The sequence below is a fragment of the Kosakonia sp. H7A genome (genome assembly GCF_003028445.1).
Classification (GTDB): Bacteria; Pseudomonadota; Gammaproteobacteria; order Enterobacterales; family Enterobacteriaceae; genus Kosakonia; species Kosakonia radicincitans.
This window is the reverse complement of the sequence record NZ_PYTZ01000005.1, coordinates 225,589-245,242: the sequence shown is the minus strand read 5'-3', so window position 1 is coordinate 245,242 and position 19,654 is coordinate 225,589. Positions and strand designations below refer to the sequence as shown.

The 19,654-nt window shown below is 52.9% G+C and carries 16 protein-coding genes and 2 tRNA genes; 16 read left to right on the top strand and 2 right to left on the bottom strand.

Features of this window, described 5'->3' with window-relative positions; all coding sequences use genetic code 11:
* Nucleotides 1-15: 15 nt before the first annotated feature.
* From folP to CWM66_RS18245, 4 genes are all read left to right on the top strand, one after another.
* Nucleotides 16-864, top strand: coding sequence for a dihydropteroate synthase (folP, locus tag CWM66_RS18260; protein WP_107147037.1), 849 nt, complete (start codon nucleotides 16-18; stop codon nucleotides 862-864).
* Nucleotides 857-2,194 carry a phosphoglucosamine mutase gene (gene glmM / locus CWM66_RS18255; RefSeq protein ID WP_007369923.1) on the top strand — a complete coding sequence of 446 codons (1,338 nt, stop codon included), beginning with the start codon at nucleotides 857-859 and terminating at the stop codon, nucleotides 2,192-2,194. Before folP ends, glmM begins: the two co-directional genes overlap by 8 nt.
* 226 nt (nucleotides 2,195-2,420) lie before the next feature.
* The gene (secG, locus tag CWM66_RS18250) at nucleotides 2,421-2,753 is read left to right on the top strand and encodes a preprotein translocase subunit SecG (RefSeq protein ID WP_007369924.1); all 333 of its coding nucleotides are present in this window, start codon (nucleotides 2,421-2,423) and stop codon (nucleotides 2,751-2,753) included.
* Between the two features lie 9 nt (nucleotides 2,754-2,762).
* Nucleotides 2,763-2,849 (top strand) — tRNA-Leu (locus tag CWM66_RS18245).
* Between the two features lie 107 nt (nucleotides 2,850-2,956).
* Here the strand turns inward: CWM66_RS18245 and argG are convergent.
* On the bottom strand, nucleotides 2,957-4,303 hold the full coding sequence (argG, locus tag CWM66_RS18240; protein WP_007369925.1) for an argininosuccinate synthase: 1,347 nt from the start codon (nucleotides 4,301-4,303) through the stop codon (nucleotides 2,957-2,959).
* A 376-nt stretch (nucleotides 4,304-4,679) separates the two neighbouring features.
* Here argG and CWM66_RS18235 point away from each other — a divergent pair.
* The 12 genes from CWM66_RS18235 (at nucleotide 4,680) to mtr (ending at nucleotide 18,497) form a co-directional block, all read left to right on the top strand.
* Nucleotides 4,680-4,756 (top strand) — tRNA-Met (locus CWM66_RS18235).
* A 208-nt stretch (nucleotides 4,757-4,964) separates the two neighbouring features.
* On the top strand, nucleotides 4,965-5,417 hold the full coding sequence (gene rimP / locus CWM66_RS18230) for a ribosome maturation factor RimP (RefSeq protein ID WP_017457352.1): 453 nt from the start codon (nucleotides 4,965-4,967) through the stop codon (nucleotides 5,415-5,417).
* A 28-nt stretch (nucleotides 5,418-5,445) separates the two neighbouring features.
* Nucleotides 5,446-6,933, top strand: a complete 1,488-nt coding sequence (gene nusA, locus CWM66_RS18225) for a transcription termination factor NusA (protein ID WP_007369927.1) — start codon at nucleotides 5,446-5,448, stop codon at nucleotides 6,931-6,933.
* A 24-nt stretch (nucleotides 6,934-6,957) separates the two neighbouring features.
* Nucleotides 6,958-9,669, top strand: a complete 2,712-nt coding sequence (gene infB, locus CWM66_RS18220; RefSeq protein WP_007369928.1) for a translation initiation factor IF-2 — start codon at nucleotides 6,958-6,960, stop codon at nucleotides 9,667-9,669.
* A 207-nt stretch (nucleotides 9,670-9,876) separates the two neighbouring features.
* Nucleotides 9,877-10,278 carry a 30S ribosome-binding factor RbfA gene (gene rbfA, locus CWM66_RS18215; protein WP_035887947.1) on the top strand — a complete coding sequence of 134 codons (402 nt, stop codon included), beginning with the start codon at nucleotides 9,877-9,879 and terminating at the stop codon, nucleotides 10,276-10,278.
* Nucleotides 10,278-11,225: a tRNA pseudouridine(55) synthase TruB gene (gene truB, locus CWM66_RS18210; RefSeq protein WP_107147035.1), complete on the top strand. Its 948-nt coding sequence runs from the start codon at nucleotides 10,278-10,280 to the stop codon at nucleotides 11,223-11,225. The genes rbfA and truB overlap by 1 nt, the downstream gene beginning before the upstream one ends.
* Nucleotides 11,226-11,373: 148 nt before the next feature.
* On the top strand, nucleotides 11,374-11,643 hold the full coding sequence (gene rpsO, locus CWM66_RS18205; RefSeq protein ID WP_007369931.1) for a 30S ribosomal protein S15: 270 nt from the start codon (nucleotides 11,374-11,376) through the stop codon (nucleotides 11,641-11,643).
* A gap of 244 nt (nucleotides 11,644-11,887) precedes the next feature.
* The gene (pnp, locus tag CWM66_RS18195; RefSeq protein WP_007369932.1) at nucleotides 11,888-14,023 is read left to right on the top strand and encodes a polyribonucleotide nucleotidyltransferase; all 2,136 of its coding nucleotides are present in this window, start codon (nucleotides 11,888-11,890) and stop codon (nucleotides 14,021-14,023) included.
* Nucleotides 14,024-14,133: 110 nt separating this feature from the next.
* On the top strand, nucleotides 14,134-15,018 hold the full coding sequence (gene nlpI / locus CWM66_RS18190; protein WP_035887942.1) for a lipoprotein NlpI: 885 nt from the start codon (nucleotides 14,134-14,136) through the stop codon (nucleotides 15,016-15,018).
* A gap of 106 nt (nucleotides 15,019-15,124) precedes the next feature.
* A complete protein-coding gene (gene yrbN, locus CWM66_RS29550) occupies nucleotides 15,125-15,205 on the top strand; it encodes a protein YrbN (RefSeq protein ID WP_107147034.1) in 81 nt (26 codons plus the stop codon).
* On the top strand, nucleotides 15,198-17,114 hold the full coding sequence (locus CWM66_RS18180) for a DEAD/DEAH family ATP-dependent RNA helicase (protein ID WP_007369934.1): 1,917 nt from the start codon (nucleotides 15,198-15,200) through the stop codon (nucleotides 17,112-17,114). Before yrbN ends, CWM66_RS18180 begins: the two co-directional genes overlap by 8 nt.
* Nucleotides 17,115-17,252: 138 nt before the next feature.
* The gene (mtr, locus tag CWM66_RS18170) at nucleotides 17,253-18,497 is read left to right on the top strand and encodes a tryptophan permease (RefSeq protein ID WP_007369935.1); all 1,245 of its coding nucleotides are present in this window, start codon (nucleotides 17,253-17,255) and stop codon (nucleotides 18,495-18,497) included.
* Nucleotides 18,498-18,583: 86 nt separating this feature from the next.
* On the opposite strand, the gene CWM66_RS18165 is transcribed toward mtr, so the two are convergent.
* Nucleotides 18,584-19,591, bottom strand: coding sequence for an LLM class flavin-dependent oxidoreductase (locus CWM66_RS18165; protein ID WP_007369936.1), 1,008 nt, complete (start codon nucleotides 19,589-19,591; stop codon nucleotides 18,584-18,586).
* Between the last annotated feature and the right edge of the window lie 63 nt (nucleotides 19,592-19,654).

Here is a 19,654-nt window from a genome sequence, read left to right as displayed (position 1 = left end):
CAGGGACTTTAAGTCATGAAACTCGACGCCCATGGCACCATACTCGATCTCTCCCACCCGCACGTGATGGGGATCCTCAACGTTACGCCGGACTCATTTTCCGATGGCGGCACGCATAATACGTTGGTTGAGGCAGTCAAACATGCCAATTTGATGATCAACGCCGGGGCGACAATTGTTGATGTGGGTGGGGAGTCCACAAGGCCGGGTGCGGCGGAAGTTAGCGTTGAAGAGGAGCTGGAGCGTGTGATCCCGGTGGTTGAGGCGATAGCCCAGCGTTTTGAGGTCTGGATCTCTGTTGATACGTCGAAGCCTGAAGTGATCCGCGAATCCGCGCGAGCAGGCGCACATATTATTAATGATATCCGCTCGTTGACGGAGCCGGGTGCAATAGACGCTGCCGCTGAGACCGGTTTACCGGTGTGTCTGATGCATATGCAGGGACAACCAAAAACAATGCAAGAAGCGCCGAAGTACGACGATGTGTTTGCTGATGTAAATCGCTTCTTTGTCGAACATATTGCCCGTTGCGAAAAGGCAGGTATCGCAAAAGAGAAATTGATACTCGACCCGGGATTCGGTTTCGGTAAGAATCTCTCGCACAATTATGCGCTGCTGGCCCGCCTAGCGGAATTTCATCACTTTGGGTTGCCGCTGCTGGTTGGGATGTCACGTAAATCCATGGTAGGACAACTGCTCAATGTCGGTCCTTCTGAGCGTTTAAGTGGGAGTCTTGCGTGTGCGGTGATTGCGGCAATGCAGGGCGCGCAGATTATTCGTGTTCACGATGTAAAAGAAACGGTAGAAGCTATGCGGGTGGTTGAAGCCACGCTGTCAGCGAAGGAAAATAAACGCTATGAGTAATCGTAAATATTTTGGCACCGATGGCATTCGTGGCCGAGTAGGCGACGCACCGATCACCCCGGATTTTGTTCTCAAGCTGGGTTGGGCTGCCGGAAAAGTACTGGCACGCCACGGTTCACGGAAGATTATTATTGGTAAGGACACCCGTATTTCCGGTTATATGCTGGAATCCGCTCTTGAAGCCGGGCTGGCGGCAGCGGGGTTGTCCGCCTCCTTTACCGGGCCGATGCCGACACCGGCTGTGGCCTATCTGACCCGCACTTTCCGTGCTGAAGCCGGTATTGTTATTTCCGCATCGCATAACCCGTTTTATGACAACGGTATCAAGTTCTTCTCAATCGATGGCACTAAATTGCCTGATGCGGTTGAAGAGGCGATTGAAGCAGAAATGGAGAAAGAACTGACCTGCGTCGATTCCGCTGAACTGGGTAAAGCAAGCCGCATTGTTGATGCTGCAGGACGTTATATTGAATTCTGCAAAGCCACATTCCCCAATGAACTGAGCCTGAATGAGCTAAAAATCGTCGTTGATTGCGCTAACGGGGCAACTTACCACATCGCACCGAATGTGTTCCGCGAGCTGGGCGCGAAAGTCATCGCCATGGGTTGTGAACCTGATGGCGTAAATATCAATGAAAAATGCGGTGCCACGGATGTCAGTGCATTGCAGCAACGCGTTCTGGCAGAGAAAGCGGATCTTGGCATCGCTTTTGATGGCGATGGCGATCGCGTCATCATGGTGGACCATGAAGGTAACAAAGTGGATGGCGACCAGATCATGTATATCATTGCGCGTGAAGGTTTGCGTCAGGGGCAATTGCGTGGCGGCGCTGTAGGCACGCTGATGAGCAATATGGGGCTGGAGCTGGCGCTCAAGCAATTGGGCATTCCTTTTGCTCGTGCCAAAGTAGGCGATCGCTATGTCCTCGAAAAAATGCAGGAAAAAGGCTGGCGCATTGGTGCAGAGAACTCCGGGCATGTGATCCTGCTGGATAAAACGACGACCGGAGATGGTATCGTTGCTGGTTTGCAGGTTGTGGCGGCAATGGTACGCAACCATATGTCACTGCACGATTTATGTAGCGGTATGAAGATGTTCCCGCAGGTGCTTGTCAACGTGCGCTTTACGGCTGGCAAAGGTGATCCCCTGGAAGATGAGCATGTAAAAACGACGACATCTGAGGTGGAAGCTACCCTGGGTAACCGTGGACGCGTGCTGTTGCGTAAGTCGGGGACCGAGCCGTTAATCCGTGTGATGGTGGAAGGCGAAGACGAAGCTCAGGTGACGGAGATGGCAAATCGCATTGCCGACGCGGTGAAAGCCGTATAATGGTGTGATAAGTGCTTAAAAAGGCGGCTATTGCTGCCTTTTAACGGGACAGAAGTTGTAGTTTTGCTGTTTTTTTCCGCACTTGATAAAATGCACTGAAATTGCCCTTGCGAAGGTCATTCGCTTTGGTTAGTATTCACACCCGCTTCAGTGGGAAAGCAGAAAACGCCCCACTTTTATTGGTTGAAGCATTTGCTGCGGCAATACCGCAAGGAACAGGTTGATTATGTACGAAGCTCTTTTAGTTGTTTTCCTTATTGTGGCACTGGCGCTTGTTGCCATGATTATGCTGCAACAAGGTAAAGGCGCTGATATGGGAGCCTCCTTTGGCGCTGGCGCGTCTGGCACGTTGTTCGGTTCAAGTGGTTCTGGCAACTTCATGACTCGCACGACTGGTATACTGGCAACCCTGTTTTTTATCATCAGCCTTGTGCTGGGTAACGTTAACAGCAATAAAACCAATAAAGGAAGCGAGTGGGAAAATCTGAGCGCACCGGCGAAGAGTGAACAAACTCAGCCTGCAGCGCCGGCGCAGCCGACAAGCGATATCCCGCATTAAGTAAGTCGTGCCGAGGTGGTGGAATTGGTAGACACGCTACCTTGAGGTGGTAGTGCCCGATTGGGCTTACGGGTTCAAGTCCCGTCCTCGGTACCAATATTCCGGAAAAAAGACATCGTAAGATGTCTTTTTTTTCGTCTGTAATCCGGAAAGAGAGACAATAAAAAAGACGCCATCAGGCGTCTTTTTTAATCCGTCAGCGATTATTTCTTCTCGCTGTTCTCCTGATTCTCTACCTGCGGCAGACCATTGCCGGAAGTGGTGGAGATCAATCCGGTTTGCACGTAATTGAAGAGTTTCTCGCGGGTATCAGTGATATCCAGGTTGCGCATAGTTAACTGCCCAATACGGTCATCCGGAGAGAACACAGACTCGCCTTTTTCCATCGTCAGGCGTTCTGCTTTGTAAGTCAGATTGTCGGATACGGTATTGAGGATCGAGTAATCATTGCCGCGACGCAGCTCCAGCGTTACCTCACCCGTGATCGCACTGGCCACCCAACGTTGTAAAGAGTCACGCAGCATCAGCGCTTGCGGATCGAACCAACGGCCCTGATACAGCAGACGACCCAATTGACGGCCATGAGCGTGATACTGCTCGATGGTATCTTCATTGTGAATACCGGTTAACAGACGTTCATATGCGATATGCAGTAGAGCCATCCCCGGTGCTTCGTAAATACCACGGCTTTTCGCTTCGATGATACGGTTTTCAATCTGGTCACTCATGCCCAGACCATGACGTCCGCCAATGCGGTTCGCTTCGAGCATCAGTTCAACGTCATCGGCAAAGGTTTTACCATTCAACGCTACCGGATGACCACGTTCAAAACGGACAGTCACTTCTTCGGCCTGAATTTTGACGCTCTCATCCCAGAATTTAACGCCCATGATTGGGTTGACGATTTTAACGCTGGAGTTAAGGAATTCGAGATCCTTCGCTTCATGCGTCGCGCCCAGCATGTTGGAATCGGTTGAGTACGCTTTTTCTGCTGACATTTTGTAATCAAAACCGGAGGCAGTCATGAATTCAGACATTTCCTGACGACCGCCCAGTTCATCGATAAAATCAGTATCAAGCCATGGCTTGTAGATTTTCAGCTCCGCGTTGGTCAGCAGCCCGTAGCGATAGAAACGCTCAATATCGTTTCCTTTGTAGGTGCTGCCATCACCCCAGATATTCACGCCATCTTCTTTCATTGCTGCAACCAGCATGGTACCGGTAACTGCGCGGCCGAGCGGGGTGGTGTTGAAATAGGTCAAACCGCCCGTGGTATTGTGGAACGCGCCGCACTGAATGGCTGCGATGCCTTCAGCGACCAGTTGCTTGCGGCAGTCGATCAGGCGGGCATTTTCCGCACCATATTCCTTCGCGCGACGGGGAATCGCGTCATAGTCATCCTCATCCGGTTGACCCAGATTTGCGGTGTATGCATATGGAACCGCGCCTTTCTGGCGCATCCACAGCAGCGCTGCACTGGTGTCCAGGCCGCCGGAGAAAGCGATACCAATACGTTGACCTGTAGGAAGATGCTTGAGAATCGTCGTCATAAAAAAATCCCTGCTTGATAGACAGATGGTGAGAGGCTTAACAGCCACGCCATACTATTTGCCACTCATTTTGAAAATCTCAGTGAATGGTTATGCAAAATAAATGAGTTTTCATTTAATCATTTTTTGGCGATGACCGGAAGAGAAGAGTGCAATTTTCATCGGAATTATTGGTATAAGACATCTTTTATACAGGCATAATTTGCCGCAATAAAATGCATAGTCGGAAGTGTACAGGATGCACATAACATACGGTTGACAGATAGTTATATTTATCAATATAATGTAGGCCGATTTTACGTCCCGTCTTCGGTACCAAATCCCAGCATTATTTGCAAATTCGCGCTCAACCGGGTAGAATTTGCCACGTTTCAGGCGCGGGGTGGAGCAGCCTGGTAGCTCGTCGGGCTCATAACCCGAAGGTCGTCGGTTCAAATCCGGCCCCCGCAACCACTTTCCCTAAGTGTTTTTTTTCAAATATACTATGAAGACTTAACGCCTTCGTAGCTGGATTTGAGAAAAATACTCACGGAAGGTTCTCCAGGCCGCAGTTGCGGCTATAGGGTTCAGTTATTTAAAGCCCCGATTTATCGGGGTTTTTTGTTATCTGAGTACGAAATAACTGGGCTATACGCCCTTTTTTTATGTCTTGGGGGTGGACTTGTCCACATTAGAGCAAAAATTAACAGAGATGATTACGGCGCCGGTTGAAGCACTGGGCTATGAACTGGTCGGTATCGAATTTGTGCGTGGTCGCACATCTACGCTGCGCATCTATATTGATAGTGAAGATGGCATCAATGTTGATGATTGCGCTGATGTCAGCCACCAGGTCAGTGCGGTACTGGATGTTGAAGATCCGATTACCGTTGCTTACAACCTGGAAGTTTCCTCACCAGGTCTTGAGCGTCCTTTGTTTACGGCTGAGCACTATGCGCGCTTTAAGGGCGACGAAGTCTCGCTGGTGCTACGTATGGCGGTACAGAACCGCCGTAAATGGCAGGGCATCATTAAAGATGTCGATGGCGAGATGATCACCGTTACGGTCGAAGGTAAAGATGAAGTGTTCGCATTGAGTAATATTCAGAAAGCGAACCTGGTCCCCCACTTTTAACAGTCTGGATTGAGGTGAAAGGCCCCCGATGAACAAAGAAATTTTGGCTGTTGTTGAAGCTGTTTCTAACGAAAAGTCGCTTCCGCGTGAAAAAATCTTTGAAGCGCTGGAAAGTGCTTTAGCTACAGCAACCAAGAAAAAATATGAACAAGAGATCGATGTACGCGTAAGTATCGATCGTAAAAGTGGTGATTTCGATACTTTCCGTCGCTGGATGGTTGTTGAAGAGGTAACTCAACCGACGCGTGAAATCACGCTTGAAGCGGCACGCTACGAAGACGAAAGTCTGAATGTCGGCGATTACGTCGAAGATCAGATTGAATCCGTGACCTTTGACCGTATCACCACGCAAACTGCGAAGCAGGTTATCGTACAGAAAGTGCGTGAAGCTGAGCGCGCTATGGTGGTCGATCAGTTCCGTGAACACGAAGGCGAAATCATCACTGGCGTGGTGAAGAAAGTTAACCGCGATAACATCACTCTTGACCTCGGTAACAACGCTGAAGCCGTGATCCTGCGTGAGGATATGCTGCCGCGTGAAAACTTCCGTCCGGGCGACCGAATCCGTGGCGTACTGTATGCAGTGCGTCCTGAAGCGCGCGGCGCTCAACTGTTCGTCACGCGTTCCAAACCGGAAATGCTGATCGAATTGTTCCGCATCGAAGTGCCGGAAATCGGCGAAGAAGTGATTGAGATTAAAGCTGCAGCCCGCGATCCGGGTTCACGCGCCAAAATCGCTGTGAAGACCAACGATAAGCGTATCGATCCGGTCGGCGCTTGCGTTGGTATGCGTGGCGCGCGCGTTCAGGCGGTTTCAACCGAGCTGGGCGGCGAGCGTATCGATATCGTGCTGTGGGATGACAATCCGGCTCAGTTCGTGATCAACGCAATGGCGCCGGCAGATGTTGCTTCTATCGTTGTGGATGAAGACAAGCACACCATGGATATCGCCGTTGAGGCGGGTAACCTGGCGCAAGCTATCGGCCGTAATGGTCAGAACGTGCGTCTTGCGTCTCAGCTGAGCGGCTGGGAACTCAACGTTATGACCGTTGAAGATCTGCAGTCCAAGCATCAGGCTGAAGCGCATGCGGCAATTGATACCTTCACCCGTTACCTGGATATTGACGAAGATTTCGCTACCGTCCTGGTCGAAGAAGGTTTCTCTACGCTGGAAGAACTGGCCTATGTGCCAATTAAAGAGCTGCTGGAAATCGACGGTCTGGATGAAGACACCGTTGAAGCCCTGCGCGACCGTGCGAAAAATGCCCTGACTACTCTGGCATTGGCGCAGGAAGAGAGTCTCGGCAATAAAGAGCCGGCTGAAGACCTGCTGAATCTGGAAGGTCTGGATCGTGCATTGGCTTTCAAACTGGCTGCTCGTGGTGTTTGTACGCTTGAAGACCTCGCCGAGCAAGGCGTGGATGACCTGAGTGATATCGAAGGGTTAACCGACGAGAAAGCAGGTGAGCTCATCATGGCCGCACGTAATATTTGCTGGTTTGGTGACGAAGCGTAATAAACTGTAGCAGGAAGGAACAGCATGACAGATGTAACCGTAAAAACGCTGGCCGCTGAGATTCAGACCTCTGTGGACCGCCTGGTACAGCAATTTGCTGATGCAGGGATCCGCAAGTCCGCTGAAGACTCAGTGACGGCACAAGAAAAGCAGACGCTCCTGGCGCACCTGAACCGTGAACATGGTTCGTCGCCTGATAAGCTGACGCTGCAGCGCAAAACGCGCAGCACATTAAGTATCCAGGGCACCGGTGGTAAAAGTAAATCGGTGCAGATCGAAGTCCGTAAAAAACGCACCTTTGTAAAACGCGATCCACAAGAGGCTGAACGTCTCGCTGCGGAAGAAGAGGCGATGCGTGAAGCGGAAGAGAAGGCCCGTCGTGAAGCAGAGGAAGCCGCTGAGCGCGAAGCCGAGGAAAAAGCGAAGCGTGAGGCCGAAAGTCGCCTGAAACGTGAAGCTGAAGAAAAAGCTAAACGCGAACATGCTGAAAATGCAAAACGCGAGGCTGCGGAAAATAGCAAAGTGAGCAACCAACAATCTGACGAAATGACCAGGGCAGCCCAGACGGAGAAAGCCCGTCGCGAAGCTGAAGCGCAAGAACTCAAGCGCAAAGCGGAAGAAGAGGCTCGCCGCAAACTGGAAGAAAATGCGCGCCGCGTAGCGGAAGAAGCTCGTCGTATGGCGGAACAAAATGAAAATGGCTGGGTAGCCAGCAGCGATGAAGAAGAGACTGTCGGTGATTATCACGTGACCACCTCTCAGCACGCTCGTCAGGCGGAAGATGATAGCGATCGCGAAGTTGAAGGCGGTCGTGGTCGTGGTCGTACCGCTAAAGCTCCGCGTCCGAAAAAAGGTAACAAGCACGCTGAAAGCAAAGCCGACCGTGAAGAAGCGCGTGCAGCCGTACGCGGCGGTAAAGGCAACAGACAGCGTAAAGGTTCCACTCTGCAGCAGGGCTTCCAGAAGCCGGCGCAGGCGGTTAACCGTGACGTGGTAATCGGTGAAACCCTCACCGTTGGCGAACTGGCGAACAAGATGGCCGTTAAAGGCTCTCAGGTCATCAAAGCTATGATGAAACTGGGTGCGATGGCCACCATCAACCAGGTTATCGATCAGGAAACCGCGCAGCTCGTTGCTGAAGAAATGGGCCACAAAGTTATCCTGCGTCGTGAAAACGAGCTGGAAGAAGCGGTAATGAGCGACCGTGATACTGGTGCAGCGGCTGAACCGCGCGCGCCGGTCGTGACCATCATGGGTCACGTTGACCATGGTAAAACCTCTCTGCTGGACTACATTCGTTCGACGAAAGTAGCTTCCGGCGAAGCGGGCGGCATTACTCAGCACATTGGTGCATACCACGTCGAAACCGACAACGGCATGATCACCTTCCTGGATACCCCAGGCCACGCCGCGTTTACCGCAATGCGTGCCCGTGGTGCTCAGGCAACGGATATCGTTGTTCTGGTTGTTGCTGCCGATGACGGCGTCATGCCGCAAACCATCGAAGCTATCCAGCATGCGAAAGCAGCTCAGGTGCCGGTGGTGGTTGCAGTGAACAAGATTGATAAACCTGAAGCCGATCCAGATCGCGTTAAAAACGAGCTGGCTCAGTACGGCATCATCCCGGAAGAGTGGGGCGGCGAAAGCCAGTTCGTACACGTTTCCGCGAAAGCTGGTACAGGTATCGACGACCTGCTGGATGCAATCCTGCTGCAGGCCGAAGTCCTGGAGCTGAAAGCTGTCCGTAAAGGTATGGCGAGCGGTGTAGTTATCGAATCCTTCCTGGATAAAGGTCGTGGTCCGGTGGCTTCCGTTCTGGTTCGCGAAGGTACACTGCATAAAGGCGATATCGTTCTGTGCGGCTTCGAATACGGTCGTGTGCGTGCGATGCGTGACGAGCTGGGCCGTGAAGTCACTGAAGCGGGTCCGTCTATTCCGGTGGAAATCCTCGGTCTTTCCGGCGTTCCGGCTGCGGGTGATGAAGCAACCGTTGTGCGTGACGAGAAGAAAGCGCGTGAAGTTGCGCTGTATCGTCAGGGCAAATTCCGTGAAGTTAAACTGGCGCGTCAGCAGAAATCCAAACTGGAAAACATGTTTGCCAACATGACTGAAGGCGAAGTTCATGAAGTGAACATCGTACTGAAGGCTGACGTTCAGGGCTCTGTGGAAGCGATCTCCGATTCTCTGCTGAAACTCTCTACTGAAGAAGTGAAAGTGAAGATCGTGGGTTCCGGCGTAGGTGGTATCACCGAAACCGACGCGACTCTGGCTGCTGCGTCCAACGCTATTCTGGTTGGCTTTAACGTTCGTGCTGATGCTTCTGCGCGTCGTGTGATCGAAGCTGAAGGCCTGGATCTGCGTTACTACTCGGTCATCTATAACCTGATCGACGAAGTGAAAGCAGCGATGAGCGGTATGCTCTCTCCAGAACTGAAACAGCAGATCATCGGTCTGGCGGAAGTTCGTGATGTGTTCAAATCACCGAAATTCGGCGCGATCGCAGGCTGTATGGTTACTGAAGGCGTGGTTAAACGTCACAACCCGATCCGCGTCCTGCGCGACAACGTGGTTATCTATGAAGGCGAACTGGAATCCCTGCGTCGCTTCAAAGATGACGTGAACGAAGTCCGTAACGGCATGGAATGTGGTATTGGCGTGAAGAACTACAACGATGTGCGCACTGGCGATATGATCGAAGTGTTCGAGATTATCGAAATTCAGCGCACAATCGAGTAATCCGCATCGCCTTTCGGGCTGCTGCGTTGGTGGCATGTTTTGTACCCCAGTTAGAGAGGTATCTGTGCTCCTGGGGGGCACGAAGTTGCCGCACTGCTGTAACCCGCAATTCATCGTGGATACAAATATTGTAGGCCGGGTAAGCGAAGCGCCACCCGGCAGTATATCAAAAGGGGCTACGGCCCCTTTTTAGTCTGGAGAATTATTATGGCGAAAGAATTCGGTCGCCCGCAGCGCGTAGCCCAGGAACTGCAAAAAGAAATTGCGATTATCCTGCAGCGTGAAATCAAAGATCCGCGACTGGGGATGATGACCACCGTATCCGGTGTTGAAGTTTCCCGCGATCTGGCTTATGCCAAAGTGTTTGTTACCTTCCTTAACGACAAAGATGAAGCTTCTGTTAAAGCGGGCATCAAAGCGCTACAGGACGCTTCCGGTTTTATTCGTACCCTGCTGGGTAAAGCGATGCGTCTGCGTATCGTGCCGGAATTGACCTTCTTCTACGACAATTCGCTGGTGGAAGGAATGCGTATGTCCAACCTGGTGACCAGCGTGGTGAAGCACGATGACGAACGTCGTGTGAATCCGGACGACAGCAAGGAGGACTGATGAGTCGTCCTCGTCGTCGTGGTCGCGACGTGCATGGCGTGCTGCTGCTTGATAAACAGCAGGGCGCGTCGAGCAATGATGTGCTGCAAAAGGTCAAACGCCTCTACAATGCTAACCGTGCCGGGCATACCGGGGCGCTGGATCCGCTGGCGACCGGTATGTTGCCGATTTGTCTGGGCGAAGCGACAAAGTTTTCCCAGTATCTGCTGGATTCTGATAAACGCTATCGGGTCATTGCGCGGCTGGGCCAGCGAACTGATACTTCTGATGCGGACGGGCAAATTGTCGAAGAGCGTCCGGTAATCTTTACCGACGAGCAATTGGCTGCGGCGCTGGAGAGTTTCCGTGGTGATACGCAGCAAGTGCCGTCAATGTATTCCGCGCTGAAATATCAGGGAAAGAAACTCTACGAGTATGCACGCCAGGGTATTGAAGTGCCGCGTGAAGCCCGGCCTATAACCGTTTATGAGCTGCTATTTATTCGTCATGAAGGTAATGAGCTGGAGCTGGAAATCCACTGTTCTAAAGGGACTTACATCCGCACCATTATTGACGATCTGGGTGAGAAGCTGGGTTGTGGCGCGCATGTTATCTATCTGCGTCGTCTGGCGGTGAGCAAATACCCGGTTGAGCGGATGGTCACCCTGGAGCACCTGCACGAGCTGGTTGCCCAGGCTGAGCAGCAGAATATTCCGGCGGCGCAGCTACTGGATCCGCTGTTGATGCCGATGGACAGCCCGGCATCCGATTTTCCTGTCGTCAATATTCCTTCTGTCGTGGCCGCGTATTTCAAAAACGGTCAGCCGGTACGTGCATCAGCCGCGCCCAAAAAGGGCCTGGTACGCGTGACGGAAGGTGATGAAGGTAAATTTATCGGTATGGGTGAGATGGATGATGATGGCCGTGTGGCGCCGCGTCGTCTGGTTGTAGAGTATCCTGCTGTATAACGGGCTTACCTTGCGAGAACCTGTCACTACGAGTAGAATATTGCCGCTTAACGTTGGGCCATGTATTTAACATTGCCCGGCGCTAAACCCTGGAGCGCTGAATTAGAGATCGGCGCCCTTTCATTTATAAATACTTTGGAGTTTTAAAATGTCTCTAAGTACTGAAGCTACAGCTAAAATCGTTTCTGAGTTTGGTCGTGATGCAAACGACACCGGTTCTACCGATGTCCAGGTTGCTCTGCTGACTGCACAGATCAACCACCTGCAGGGTCACTTTGCAGAGCACAAAAAAGATCACCACAGCCGTCGTGGTCTGCTGCGCATGGTTTCTCAGCGTCGTAAACTGCTCGACTACCTGAAACGCAAAGATGTTGCACGCTACACCTCGCTGATCGAGCGTTTGGGTCTGCGTCGCTAAGTCTGGCGAGTTTCAAGAAGGGGCCTTTATGGCCCCTTTTTTCAACCAGGCGGCAGCAATTGGCAGTAAACTAATGTATTGTTGCCATGTATGTCTTCACTGCAGAGGTTCGCGCGGCTAATGAGAGGCTTTATCCGCAATGGGGCGGGTTAGGGTTGTCATTAGTCGCGAGGATGCATGAAGATTCGGTTTAATTGTCAGCACGCCTTTGGTGTGCTGACATTCATTAAGAAAGGACAGAATTTTGCTGAATCCGATCGTTCGTAAATTCCAGTACGGTCAACATACCGTTACGCTGGAAACCGGCATGATGGCGCGTCAGGCCACCGCTGCCGTAATGGTAAGCATGGATGACACCGCGGTATTTGTGACCGTTGTTGGCCAGAAAAAAGCGAAACCAGGTCAGGACTTTTTCCCGTTGACCGTTAACTATCAGGAGCGTACCTACGCTGCTGGTAAAATCCCCGGTGGTTTCTTCCGTCGTGAAGGCCGTCCGAGCGAAGGTGAAACCCTGATTGCGCGTCTGATTGACCGCCCGGTTCGCCCGCTGTTCCCGGAAGGCTTCGTTAATGAAGTTCAGGTTATTGCCACCGTCGTTTCCGTTAACCCGCAGGTTAACCCGGATATCGTCGCGATGATCGGTGCCTCCGCAGCCCTGTCTCTGTCCGGTATCCCGTTCAATGGTCCGATCGGCGCTGCTCGCGTGGGCTATATCAACGACCAGTACGTGCTGAACCCGACCCAGGAAGAGCTGAAAGCGAGCAAGCTGGACCTGGTTGTTGCCGGTACTGAAGCGGCTGTTCTGATGGTGGAATCCGAAGCAGAACTGCTGAGCGAAGATCAAATGCTGGGCGCTGTGGTATTTGGCCACGAGCAGCAGCAAGTTGTTATCCAGAACATCAACGATCTGGTGAAAGAAGCCGGTAAACCGCGTTGGGACTGGCAGCCGGAAGCGGTAAACGAAGCGCTGAACGCGCGCGTTGCTGCTTTGGCAGAATCTCGTCTGAGCGATGCCTACCGCATCACCGACAAACAGGAACGTTACGCTCAGGTTGATGTGATCAAATCTGAAACTATCGCGACTCTGACAGCCGAAGACGAAACGCTGGACGCTAACGAGCTGGGCGAAATCCTGCACGCTATCGAGAAAAATGTCGTCCGTAGCCGCGTACTGGCTGGCGAACCGCGCATCGATGGCCGCGAAAAAGATATGATCCGTGGTCTGGACGTTCGTACCGGTGTTCTGCCGCGTACTCACGGTTCTGCACTGTTCACCCGTGGTGAAACTCAGGCGCTGGTAACGGCAACGCTGGGCACTGCGCGTGATGCTCAGATCATCGACGAGCTGATGGGCGAGCGCACTGACTCTTTCCTGTTCCACTATAACTTCCCTCCGTACTCCGTAGGGGAAACCGGGATGGTTGGTTCGCCGAAGCGTCGTGAAATCGGTCACGGTCGTCTGGCAAAACGCGGCGTGCTGGCAGTAATGCCGGATGCGGAAAAATTCCCGTACACCGTTCGTGTGGTTTCTGAAATCACCGAATCCAACGGTTCTTCTTCCATGGCTTCCGTGTGTGGCGCTTCTCTGGCGCTGATGGATGCGGGCGTGCCGGTGAAAGCAGCCGTTGCAGGTATCGCAATGGGTCTGGTGAAAGAAGGCGACAACTTTGTTGTTCTGTCTGACATCCTTGGCGATGAAGATCACCTGGGCGATATGGACTTCAAAGTAGCGGGTTCCCGCGACGGTATCTCTGCACTGCAGATGGATATCAAAATTGAAGGTATCACCAAAGAGATCATGCAGGTCGCGCTGAACCAGGCTAAAGGTGCACGTCTGCATATCCTGAGCGTGATGGAGCAGGCGATTAACGCGCCGCGTGGCGATATCTCTGAGTTCGCACCGCGTATCCACACCATTAAGATCAACCCGGACAAAATCAAAGACGTTATCGGTAAAGGCGGTTCTGTTATCCGTGCATTGACCGAAGAAACGGGCACCACTATTGAAATCGAAGACGACGGTACCGTGAAAATCGCGGCCACCGACGGTGAAAAAGCGAAATTCGCTATTCGCCGTATCGAAGAAATCACCGCTGAGATCGAAGTGGGCCGTATCTACAATGGTAAAGTGACCCGTATCGTTGACTTTGGTGCGTTTGTTGCCATCGGCGGCGGTAAAGAAGGTCTGGTACACATCTCTCAGATCGCTGATAAGCGCGTTGAGAAAGTGACCGATTATCTGCAGATGGGCCAGGAAGTTCCGGTGAAAGTTCTGGAGGTTGATCGCCAGGGCCGTATTCGTCTGAGTATCAAAGAAGCGACTGAACAAACTCAGCCTGCTGAAGCGTTAGAAGCGCCGCAAGCAGAGCAGGGCGAGTAAGGTTGCCTTTGCCCTCCGACATCAGGCGGAGGGCTTATTTGCAGGCAGGACGCCATGTTTGCAGCCGGGGGACAGGACGTTCATCCAATTGTTGTCTTCGGGAGTGGGAAATGAAGCCTTTTTTGCGCTGGTGTTTCGTTGCGACAGCTTTAACGCTGGCAGGATGCAGCAACTCTGCCTGGCGTAAGAGCGAAGTCCTCGCGGTGCCATTGCAACCGACTTTGCAGCAAGAAGTGATTCTGGCACGCATGGAACAAATTCTTGCCAGTCGGGCTTTAACCGATGACGAACGCGCACAGCTTTTATATGAGCGCGGAGTGTTGTATGATAGTCTCGGTCTGAGGGCCTTAGCGCGGAATGATTTCTCACAAGCGCTGGCAATTCGACCGGATATGCCCGAAGTATTCAACTACTTAGGCATTTATTTAACGCAGGCAGGCAATTTTGATGCTGCCTATGAAGCGTTTGATTCTGTACTTGAGCTTGATCCAACTTACAACTACGCGCACTTAAATCGCGGGATCGCATTGTATTACGGCGGTCGCGATAAGTTAGCGCAAGATGATCTGCTGGCGTTTTATCAAGACGATCCTAATGATCCTTTCCGTAGCCTGTGGCTTTACATCGTTGAGCGAAAGCTTGATGAGAAGCAGGCAAAAGAAGCACTGAAACAGCGCTTCGAAAAATCGGATAAGGAACAATGGGGATGGAATATTGTCGAGTTCTACCTCGGTGACATTAGCGAAGCAACGCTGATGGATCGCCTGAAGGCAGACGCAACGGATAACACCTCGCTCGCTGAGCATCTCAGTGAAACCAACTTCTATTTAGGTAAGTATTACCTAAGTCTGGGGGATAAGGACAGCGCCACGGCACTGTTCAAACTAACGGTTGCCAACAACGTCCATAATTTTGTTGAGCACCGTTACGCATTGTTGGAATTAGCGCTCTTGGGCCAGGAGCACGATGACCTGGCAGAATCGGACCAGCAATAGCTGACGAACATATCAGCCCGTAATCTCTTTTGATTGCCATCATCTTCGCGGGTGAGGGCTTCATTGTTCGTTAATTAACCTACTTTGAGCCGGTTCACACTTTTCAATGAAAATTGCTAATCATTTTCACGATGAGTTATGTAGACTGGCCGCCAATGACATAGAGGCACTTGTACTACATGGCTGAATTCGAAACCACTTTTGCAGATCTGGGGCTGAAGGCTCCTATCCTTGAAGCCCTGAACGATCTCGGTTACGAAAAACCATCTCCGATCCAGGCTGAGTGCATTCCGCACCTGCTATCTGGTCGTGACGTACTGGGCATGGCCCAGACTGGTAGCGGTAAAACCGCAGCGTTTTCTCTTCCGCTGCTCCATAACATCGATCCGGACCTGCGTGCGCCGCAGATCCTTGTGCTTGCTCCGACCCGCGAACTGGCGGTTCAGGTAGCTGAAGCAATGACCGATTTTTCTAAACATATGCATGGCGTAAACGTGGTTGCTCTGTACGGCGGCCAACGTTATGACGTGCAATTACGTGCCCTGCGCCAGGGGCCGCAGATCGTCGTCGGTACGCCGGGGCGTCTGCTGGATCACCTGAAACGCGGTACGCTGGATCTCTCTAAACTGAGCGGTCTGGTTCTGGATGAAGCCGACGAAATGCTGCGCATGGGCTTTATCGAAGACGTTGAAACGATTATGGCGCAGATCCCGGAAGGTCATCAGACCGCGCTGTTCTCTGCAACCATGCCGGAAGCGATCCGTCGCATTACCCGCCGCTTTATGAAAGAGCCGCAGGAAGTGCGCATTCAGTCCAGCGTAACCACTCGCCCGGACATCAGCCAGAGCTACTGGACGGTGTACGGCATGCGCAAAAACGAAGCGCTGGTTCGTTTCCTCGAATCGGAAGATTTTGATGCGGCGATCATCTTCGTTCGTACCAAAAACGCGACGCTGGAAGTGGCTGAAGCCCTGGAGCGCAGCGGCTATAACAGCGCTGCGCTGAACGGCGACATGAACCAGGCGCTGCGTGAGCAGACCCTGGAACGCCTGAAAGATGGTCGTCTTGATATCCTGATCGCAACAGACGTTGCGGCGCGTGGTCTGGACGTTGAGCGTATCAGCCTGGTCGTTAACTACGACATTCCGATGGATTCTGAATCCTACGTTCACCGTATCGGCCGTACCGGTCGTGCGGGTCGCGCTGGCCGCGCACTGCTGTTCGTTGAGAACCGCGAGCGCCGTCTGCTGCGCAACATTGAACGCACCATGAAGCTGACCATTCCGGAAGTTGAACTGCCGAACGCAGAACTGCTTGGCAAACGCCGTCTGGAAAAATTCGCCGCGAAAGTACAGCAGCAGCTGGAAAGCAGCGATCTGGATCAATACCGCGCGCTGCTGGCAAAAATCCAGCCTTCTTCTGAAGAAGAGATGGACATTGAAACGCTGGCCGCTGCGCTGCTGAAAATGGCACAGGGCGAACGTCCGCTGATTCTGCCGCCGGATGCGCCGATGCGTCCTAAGCGTGAATTCCGCGAGCGTGATGACCGTTTCGAACGCCGTGGCGATCGCAATGACCGCAGCCCGCGTGGCGAGCGTTCCGAGCGCGGTGGTGAAGATCGCCCGCGTCGTGAACGTCGTGACGTTGGTGAAATGGAACTGTACCGCATTGAAGTGGGCCGTGATGACGGTGTTGAAGTTCGTCATATCGTCGGCGCGATTGCTAATGAAGGCGATATCAGCAGCCGTTATATTGGTAACATCAAGCTGTTTGGTTCCCACTCCACCATTGAGCTGCCGAAAGGTATGCCGGGTGAAGTTCTGCAGCACTTCACGCGTACGCGTATTCTCAACAAACCGATGAATATGCAGTTGCTGGGCGATGCACAGCCGCGCGAGCGTAACGAACGTCGCGGTGGCGGTGCCGGTGCCGGTGAGCGCCGTGGTGGCTTCGGTGGCGAACGTCGTGAAGGCGGTCGTGGCGAAGGCCGTCGTTTCAGCGGTGAGCGTCAGGAAGGCCGTAGTTTTGCTGGCGAACGTCGTGCGCCGCGCCGCGATCGTGACGAAAGCTCCAGCCGTCGTCGCAACGACGCATAATTTTCCTTACGATCTGTAAAGAAAAAGATACAGCCCCGGTCAAAACGATCGGGGCTTTTTTTATCTGAAATGTACTCTTGTACTGGTACAATGCGGCGGCCTGAATCCAGGCTTTGAATCCACAGGAGAATATTTCAGATGTCGACACTGACAACCACACAGGCTTCCCCTTCGCTGTTCGGCGGGGTGGTAATTATCGGCGGCACCATCATTGGCGCAGGCATGTTCTCATTGCCCGTAGTGATGTCCGGCGCGTGGTTCTTTTGGTCACTGCTGGCACTGTTGTTTACCTGGTTCTGTATGCTGCACTCGGGTTTAATGATCCTTGAGGCCAACCTTAACTATCACAGCGGGGCAAGTTTCGACACCATCACCAAAGATCTGCTGGGAAAAAGCTGGAATCTGGTGAATGGCGTCTCGATTGCCTTCGTGCTCTATATTCTGACTTACGCTTACATTTCAGCGAGCGGCTCCATTCTGCATCACACCTTTGCCGAAATGTCGCTGGACGTGTCGCCGCGTCTGGCGGGATTGTGTTTTGCGTTGGGTGTTGCTTTTATCGTTTGGCTCTCCACGCACGCAGTCAGCCGCATGACGGCGATTGTGCTGGGGGCGAAAGTGATCACTTTTTTCCTCACCTTTGGCAGCCTGCTCGGGCACGTGCAGCCCGCGACGTTATTTAATGTGGCGCAAAGCGACGCATCCTATACGCCCTATTTGCTGATGACGCTGCCGTTTTGTCTTGCCTCATTTGGCTATCACGGCAACGTTCCAAGCCTGATGAAATACTACGGCAAAGATCCGCGCACCATCACCCGTTGCCTGGTCTACGGCACGTTACTGGCGCTGGGACTGTATGTTGTCTGGCTGCTGGTGACGATGGGCAATATCCCGCGTCCGGCATTTATTGAGATTGCAGCGAAGGGCGGCAACATTGATGTACTGGTGCAGGCGCTCAGCGGTGTGTTGAACAGCCGTAGCCTGGATCTGCTGTTAGTGATTTTCTCAAACTTTGCGGTTGCCAGCTCATTCCTGGGTGTGACTTTGGGGCTGTTCGATTATCTGGCGGATCTGTTTGGGTTTGATGATTCACCGGCTGGACGTTTCAAAACGGCTTTGCTGACGTTCGTACCGCCGATTGTCGGTGGTTTACTGTGGCCGAATGGTTTTCTGTATGCCATTGGCTATGCGGGGCTGGCGGCGACGATTTGGGCGGCAATTGTTCCTGCGCTGCTGGCGAATGCGTCACGTAAACGCTTTGGCAGCCCGGCATTTCGCGTCTGGGGCGGCAAGCCAATGATTATCCTGATTCTGCTGTTTGGCGTCGGTAACGCCGCAGTACACCTGCTTTCCAGCTTTAATCTGCTGCCGGTTTATCAGTAATTTCAGTCCGGGTGGCGTTGCGCTTACCCGGCCTGCAAATCCACCGTGCCGGATAAGGCGCACGCCGTCATCCGGCACGACAAAAACTACCCGAGCAGTGCTTCTTTCACCTGCATCGCCAGTTCAAACGAATAGAGCCGCGCCTGGTGATCGAAAATTTGCCCGTTAACCATAATCTCGTCCGCGTCGGTTTCCCGCAGGATCGACTCCAGCCCGTGGCGCACCTTCGCTTTATCCCCGACCAGCGACATGCTCAGCGCTTGCTGTACACCGTACTGCTCCGACGGTGACCAGAACTGATCCATATTGGCGATCGGCGGTGGCAACTGCGCTGTTTCACCCCGACGCAGTTTCACAAACGCCTGCTGCATGGAGGTAAAGAGGAATTCCGCATCGCGGTTGCTGTCGGCGACAACAATGTTGATGCACACCATCGCATAAGGTTTCTCCAGCCGCGCGGAAGGTTTGAAATTCGTGCGATAGAGATGCAGAGCCTGGAACAACATATCCGGCGCAAAGTGCGAGGCAAAAGCAAACGGCAGGCCGAGTTGTGCGGCCAGTTGCGCACTGTACAGGCTGGAACCCAGCAACCAGACCGGGATCTGCTCGCCGTAACCCGGCACAGGGCGGACATGCGGGTTCGGATCGCGGGCGTCAAACCAGTCCACCAGTTCGGCTACATCGCGCGGGAAGTTATCGATATCGCCGCTCATATGGCGACGTAACGCCATCATGGTGCGCTGATCGCTACCCGGCGCGCGGCCGAGACCCAGATCAATGCGTCCCGGATAGAGCGTATTCAGCGTGCCAAACTGCTCGGCAATCACCAGCGGCGAATGGTTCGGCAGCATCACGCCGCCGGAACCCAGGTGCAGGGTTTGCGTATTGGCGGCAAGGTAGCCAATCAGCACCGACGTCGCGGCGCTGGCGATGCCAGTCATATTGTGGTGTTCGGCCAGCCAGTAACGGTGATAGCCACGCTTCTCAGCCAATTTCGCCAGATCCAGCGAATGGGTAAACGCCTCGCGGGCAGAGGAGCCTTGTGGGATCGGCGCGAGATCCAGCACCGAAAAGGGAATTGTTTTCTCAGACATAGAAACTCACTTTGCTACAGCATCGTCATCAGATTGAAGGTCTTCTTCCAGCCTGGCCCAGAG

Coding starts and splice junctions, on each gene's coding strand:
- folP (WP_107147037.1), top strand. CDS start 16: ATGAAACTCGACGCCCATGGCACCATACTCGATCTCTCCCACCCGCAC.
- glmM (WP_007369923.1), top strand. CDS start 857: ATGAGTAATCGTAAATATTTTGGCACCGATGGCATTCGTGGCCGAGTA.
- secG (WP_007369924.1), top strand. CDS start 2,421: ATGTACGAAGCTCTTTTAGTTGTTTTCCTTATTGTGGCACTGGCGCTT.
- argG (WP_007369925.1), bottom strand. CDS start 4,303: ATGACGACGATTCTCAAGCATCTTCCTACAGGTCAACGTATTGGTATC.
- nusA (WP_007369927.1), top strand. CDS start 5,446: ATGAACAAAGAAATTTTGGCTGTTGTTGAAGCTGTTTCTAACGAAAAG.
- infB (WP_007369928.1), top strand. CDS start 6,958: ATGACAGATGTAACCGTAAAAACGCTGGCCGCTGAGATTCAGACCTCT.
- rbfA (WP_035887947.1), top strand. CDS start 9,877: ATGGCGAAAGAATTCGGTCGCCCGCAGCGCGTAGCCCAGGAACTGCAA.
- truB (WP_107147035.1), top strand. CDS start 10,278: ATGAGTCGTCCTCGTCGTCGTGGTCGCGACGTGCATGGCGTGCTGCTG.
- rpsO (WP_007369931.1), top strand. CDS start 11,374: ATGTCTCTAAGTACTGAAGCTACAGCTAAAATCGTTTCTGAGTTTGGT.
- nlpI (WP_035887942.1), top strand. CDS start 14,134: ATGAAGCCTTTTTTGCGCTGGTGTTTCGTTGCGACAGCTTTAACGCTG.
- yrbN (WP_107147034.1), top strand. CDS start 15,125: ATGAAAATTGCTAATCATTTTCACGATGAGTTATGTAGACTGGCCGCC.
- CWM66_RS18180 (WP_007369934.1), top strand. CDS start 15,198: ATGGCTGAATTCGAAACCACTTTTGCAGATCTGGGGCTGAAGGCTCCT.
- mtr (WP_007369935.1), top strand. CDS start 17,253: ATGTCGACACTGACAACCACACAGGCTTCCCCTTCGCTGTTCGGCGGG.
- CWM66_RS18165 (WP_007369936.1), bottom strand. CDS start 19,591: ATGTCTGAGAAAACAATTCCCTTTTCGGTGCTGGATCTCGCGCCGATC.